The organism is Psychromonas sp., assembly GCF_983033635.1.
This window is the reverse complement of sequence record NZ_CEZLMY010000203.1, coordinates 1-5,551: the sequence shown is the minus strand read 5'-3', so window position 1 is coordinate 5,551 and position 5,551 is coordinate 1. Positions and strand designations below refer to the sequence as shown.

General features: G+C 32.4%; 4 protein-coding genes. 3 read left to right on the top strand and 1 reads right to left on the bottom strand.

Annotation, left to right across the window (positions count from 1 at the left end; all coding sequences use genetic code 11):
- The first annotated feature begins 78 nt into the window (after nt 1–78).
- The 3 genes from AC4GME_RS16810 to AC4GME_RS16800 all read left to right on the top strand — a co-directional run bounded on the left by AC4GME_RS16810 (nt 79) and on the right by AC4GME_RS16800 (nt 4,320).
- Entirely contained in the window at nt 79–375 is a 297-nt protein-coding gene (locus tag AC4GME_RS16810; protein WP_490378729.1) for a hypothetical protein, read from the top strand.
- Between the two features lie 466 nt (nt 376–841).
- Nucleotides 842–2,377: a sulfatase-like hydrolase/transferase gene (locus AC4GME_RS16805; RefSeq protein ID WP_490379829.1), complete on the top strand. Its 1,536-nt coding sequence runs from the start codon at nt 842–844 to the stop codon at nt 2,375–2,377.
- 47 nt (nt 2,378–2,424) lie between these two features.
- Nucleotides 2,425–4,320, top strand: a complete 1,896-nt coding sequence (locus AC4GME_RS16800) for a sulfatase-like hydrolase/transferase (RefSeq protein ID WP_490379828.1) — start codon at nt 2,425–2,427, stop codon at nt 4,318–4,320.
- Between the two features lie 2 nt (nt 4,321–4,322).
- On the opposite strand, the gene AC4GME_RS16795 is transcribed toward AC4GME_RS16800, so the two are convergent.
- Nucleotides 4,323–5,551, bottom strand: a 1,229-nt coding sequence (locus AC4GME_RS16795; protein ID WP_490379827.1) for a class I SAM-dependent methyltransferase, incomplete at its 5' end; no start/stop codon positions are given.

Below are 5,551 nucleotides of genomic sequence, written 5' to 3'. Positions count from 1 at the left end.
TGAATCAACAAGAATCGAACAGGCAAGAATTGGTCTATAATTTTATTTATTACCTATGAAACGGGAAAAGGGGTAAGAATGGATTATTTGCGAAAAAGAGGAAGGTTATCACCTCGAATAATTACTCTATTACTTTCCAGTCTGCTGCTATTGGTCATTTCGCCGATCATCTTTTACGGCTATCAGCATTATAGTATTAGAGCTGAACTCAGTAATATTGAAAATCCAAGTTCACTGCTCGCCAATCGCTATATTCACAGTGGCGACTGGCCTGCATCTAAAGATGACAGCAGAATAATCACGCAAGCAGGCAAATTTAAGATAACCACAAGTGAAGTTAAGAAGAGTAAAGGTAGTGAGTTAAATGACCAATAACACTCGTGTTGAGCTTATTTCTATACAAAGGACGTTTTTCAGGACGATTGCGTTACTGCTACTGTTTAGCGTTTTTATTCTGGATTACAGGAGTAGCTTACAACCCTATTCCAACATTTCACTTTTGACCATTTTATCAAGCGAAAACTCAAAAAACTTTCAAAGTGTTGAGCTGATTTTAGATTTAAGTTTTTTCGTACTGATTTTTCTTTTCTTACAACTGTTTTGGTCTTATATAATCTGCATCTCATGCAAACTCTTCTTTAATAAAACTGCAAACAATAATATAAGAACCTTAACCTGGCTGATCATTGTTGTATTACACCTTTTACTGAGTATATCGGCCAATTCATACTATACACCGACATCCTTATTGGCTATTTTCAGAGATTCTTTCCTCAGTAATATTGTCTTTATTGTTTGCTTAAGTTTTTTGCTGTTTTCCTTATTTATTAGCAGTTTATTAATGGAAAAAAAATATATTCGTACGCTTTTAATTGTATCTGTTTGTGGTTTTTTTGCTATGCCCTACTCTTTTAACTTAAAAGCAGGTAGCGCAGCAACAGTTGACAAACCAAACATAATTATAATTGGCTTAGATGCGTTTAGACCGGATCATTTAAATAGACGATATAAGTCTTCTACTTTAACGCCAAATATTGATCAGTTTATCGAAGGTTCAATAATCTATAACAATAGTTACACAACAGTTGCGCGAACATTTGTAGCATGGTTCAGTCTATTAAAATCACAATATCCTATAACACATGGCGGCAGATTCAATTTAACACCAGATAATTTGCTGGACAAGAAATTAGAGATTACGGCCTTATTAAAAGAAAAAGGTTATCAAACCATCTATGCGATGGATGAGAGGCGCTTTAACCCTATTGATGAAAGTTATGGTTTTGATTTGGCGATTGGCCCGAAAATCGGTTTCGCCGATCAGCTAATCACTAGCATTGCCGACTTTCCAATCATTAACCTGCTATCAAACACCAAATTTGCACAATATTTTCTGCCCTATATTTTTACCAATAGAGGCAATGGCAAAACCTATGATCCGCTCGTTTTTAATAATCGGGTATTAAATAATTTATCAGCAGATAAGGCTAATTTTTTATCTGTACATTTTTGTATGCTGCATTGGCCGTTCACCTCCAAAGATTTTATCAATGTTGATCCGGATCTTTGGCAAGACAACTATAGTCACTTTATGTATCTGTCATTACTTAACAAGCTTGACAGGCAGTTCCAAGATTTTATGGATAAATTGCAGCAGCAAGGAATGTTGGAAAATGCACTGGTTTTCACCTTCTCAGACCATGGTGAAAGCTTTAAATTAGCAACAGATAAATTACAGCCAAAAGAGATGGAGCAGCCTGTTATAAAAATGGATGCCTGGGGGCATGGAACAAATATATTAGATCAAAAACAAGCCAATATTTTACTATCCTATACTGAATACAAAAACGGTCAAAAAATAAATAACGCGAAACAGATAGAGGGTGTTTTTTCCATCATAGATATCGTACCAAGCATTGCGAAAAAATTAAATTTCACCTTAGAAAAGGCAGAAGGCACACCATTACCTATTAAAAATAACAAGTTGCTTTATGACAGGTTTGTCTTTGTTGAATCTTCATTACCCGTTAAAGCCATAAACAATAGCTTTATCGACACTAAAAAAGTGTTCTATGAAGCTAAAGTTAATTATATGGTAAATAAAGAGGGAAAAGTAATACTGAAGCCTGAAAAATACGCTGACTTTATTCCTAAAAAACAACGCTCTGTTTATTTCAAAGAGTGGCAGCTGGTGATGCAACCCGGTTTTGAAGATCTTATTTTAATCGATTTAGCAGCGCAAAATTGGAGCCCCTTATCAACATATAACGGCAAAGCGCCAGTAAATAAAATGTTGCATGAGCTATGTAAACATTATCAAAACGACTATAAATTTGACCAAATTGCTAAGTGTAATAACCTTGATGGTGTTAATTAAATTATGGGATGCATATTTTGCAGCGAAAAAATAAACATAGAACAAATATGAAAATATATTCAAAGATAAACTTAAACTGTTTACTAGGAATTGTATTTACCATATTAAGCACTTATTTATATTATTTTCTTGAGTGGTTATTTTATCTAACCAAACCATCCCTTTTTAGCTACTTAAGCATCACAAATTCTACTGCAGTTTTATTTAATTCTCCTATTCCTATATTATTAATATTAATTCCTATCTGTTTTTGTGTATTTTTACTAAGTGAAAAAATAAAGGCGGAAAACTCCTATCTTAGGGTTTATCTAAACTTAGTGATTCCCGCATTTATATTGGCATTTACTCTATTTCTTTTAATAGATAACAACACTTATACTTTCTTTGAAATATCCTCCTATACTGCAGATATGATTTACAGTAAGTTGACTTATTTATTTTTATTATGTCTGTTAACTGTATATTTCTTAAGGAGATTAAAAAAAACACAGGAGCGCGTTAAGAATAATTTACAGCTGCTAAATATTGGCTCAATTTTAAGTGTTATTTTATTGTTTCTTTCTTTAACGAGTATTGGTTTTACTTATAAGAATGTAACTTTTTCAGCCAACTCTACCAATAATGAAATTGATAAATTAACGAAAGAGTTACCTAATATTCTATTTTTCAGCGCTGATGGCGTTAATGCATCTAATATGTCCATTTATGGGTATGAAAGACAAACAACCCCCTTCCTAGATAGTATTTCAAGTGAACTCATGATCTATAAAAATCATTGGACAAACTCTGGTAAAACAACAGGTTCAGTTGGATCTTTACTGAGTGGTAAATATCCAACACGGACAAAAGTAGTATTTAGACCTGATACCTTTTCAAACGTTGATATGTATCAGCATTTTCCAGGGCTTTTAAAACAATTAGGTTATTACAATATTGATATAAGCGCGAGACACTATATTGATGCAGAAGATCTTAAACTGAGAAAATCCTTTCACTATGCAAACAATAGAAATTTAGATATTGAGTATTCTCCTTTATGGGAATCGGTGACTTTAAATTGGCCTTCAACATTTGAGTTTTTAGAAGAAACAAGTAACCGTTTTATATACAGGTTATTCCATATAACAGGATTAAAAAAATGGGTTAACCCTTACCATATAGTCACACAAAACTTTAAAGACAGCCTTTCTGATATCCCCAGAATGAAAGACTTAAAAGAGCAACTTAAAAATGCACCTCGACCTTTCTTTGCCAGTGTTCACTTATTAGGTCCTCATGGGAGTAAATTTAGTTATGAAAAGGCCGTATTTACAGAAAATAAAGAACAGCAAGAACATTGGATGATTGATCATTATGATAATGCTATTTTTCAATGGGATAAATATTCAGAAGAAATTTATAATTTTTTAAAAAAGAGAGGTGAATTAGAAAACACCATTATAGTTTTCAATAGCGATCATGGCTGGAAACATAAAATAAATACTACTTTACCTTTAATAATACGCTTTCCAAATAAAGTTTATACTGGTGTAAATGCACTGCCTTCTCAAAGGATTGATATCGCCCCCACAATTCTCAATTTTATTGGTGAGCCTATTCCGTCTTGGTTTGATGGAACATCCTTATTATCAACTCGTTCAGGAAATCAGACTTTTTATATAGCCAATTCGAAAGCATCTAGACTTATTAATAAAAAAGATTGGAAAGTCGCTACGGATCCTACTCCTCCATTTTATTCTTTAGGTAGCGTATCAATTGCTATCTGTGGCAACCTGTATACTGTGTTTTTAGAAAAAGAGATAAAATCCATTAGTGAAAAAGTCCACGGTGGAAATTCATCTTGCGACAACCAATTATTACCAGATTTTCAAGTTAAAAAATTAGTTTATGAGCATCTGAAAGCAATGGGTTACAAAACCGATTATTTTATAAATAAAACATAACGTTATATTTTTTTCAATAAGTATAAAGTTCTTTCTGTTTGCACTATTTTCTCTTTTTGTTCTACTACAAAATTTGATGTCAGCTGCTTTTCAAACTCTTGCTGTGTGTAATTAGGAAAAATATCTTCTCTTGTAGATAGCAGTTTTTTTACTTGAGAATCACTTTTGGGGACAAATTCAACAATCCAAAATTTATTGACTAGACTTGAAAACGCTTTAACAATTTTTTCCAAGGGGACGTTATTTGCTATAGCGAGGTGATGTATTAAAGCAAGTGACATCACGGTCTCAAAATTAGCCCTATCAAAAATTGAATTTCTTTCATTACATTCCCAACCAATAGAGGGACTAGGATTCATTATATCGAGCACTAATGGGAGAATTTTCTGTTCATTATGTTTAATTGCCTGTAAATAATTAATCTCAACAACAACTTCATCAAAATCAAATGATATAACTTGATTAGCGAATTTTTGGGCAATACGAGTAAATTCGCCAGTATTAGCTCCAATATCAGCGATAATATTTTGCTTATTATTAGACTCTCTAATAAATTTTTCGACTAACTCTTTTTTGTGCCGAATAGATAACTCATTGTAATTATTGCTTTCATAATAATTTATCCATTCAGACTCTCCAATCTCTAACTTTAAAGATTTGACCATAGATATTAATGAATCAATAAGAGCGAAATGTTTTTTCTTTGAAAATTTGTGTTCGCTGGCGTTTAATTTCTCATTGCTATTATATACGTCACTATATTTTTTTTGCATTTTGGCATGTAAATGAATATGCATAAATATAGCAAAGTTAAACCAGCTTCTTTTGGGGAGTATTTTACTGGCTAAATCTAAAGGTATGCCTTCTATAAATAGCTGGTTAAGGCGACTTAACTTTCTCCCTTTAAATTTTCTTAAGGCAAGAGGTGCGAGGAAGTGTTCGCAAAATTGCCCATAAGCTATCCAAGGCAGATCATTATATTTTTCAAATGAAAGAGTATCAATAAAAATAGGCTTTCCATTCAGAAATTGAATATTATATGCGCTTGCATCTTTAAGTGATAAACCGAAGGTCAAAGCAACTTTTTGAACTCTTAATGTCAGTCTGGCTGCTGCTTTTAATTGTAGATAACTCCATTCGTAAGGATAAGAAATAAATGGGATTTTCATCGGTTTAATTATTTTATAAGCATTGCTAGAATTAAATTTTTCTATATTTATTTCTTGATGAG

What these genes read in the sequence shown, in the direction of transcription:
- AC4GME_RS16810 (WP_490378729.1), top strand. Translation starts at nt 79, where the DNA reads ATGGATTATTTGCGAAAAAGAGGAAGGTTATCACCTCGAATAATTACT.
- AC4GME_RS16805 (WP_490379829.1), top strand. Translation starts at nt 842, where the DNA reads ATGGAAAAAAAATATATTCGTACGCTTTTAATTGTATCTGTTTGTGGT.
- AC4GME_RS16800 (WP_490379828.1), top strand. Translation starts at nt 2,425, where the DNA reads ATGAAAATATATTCAAAGATAAACTTAAACTGTTTACTAGGAATTGTA.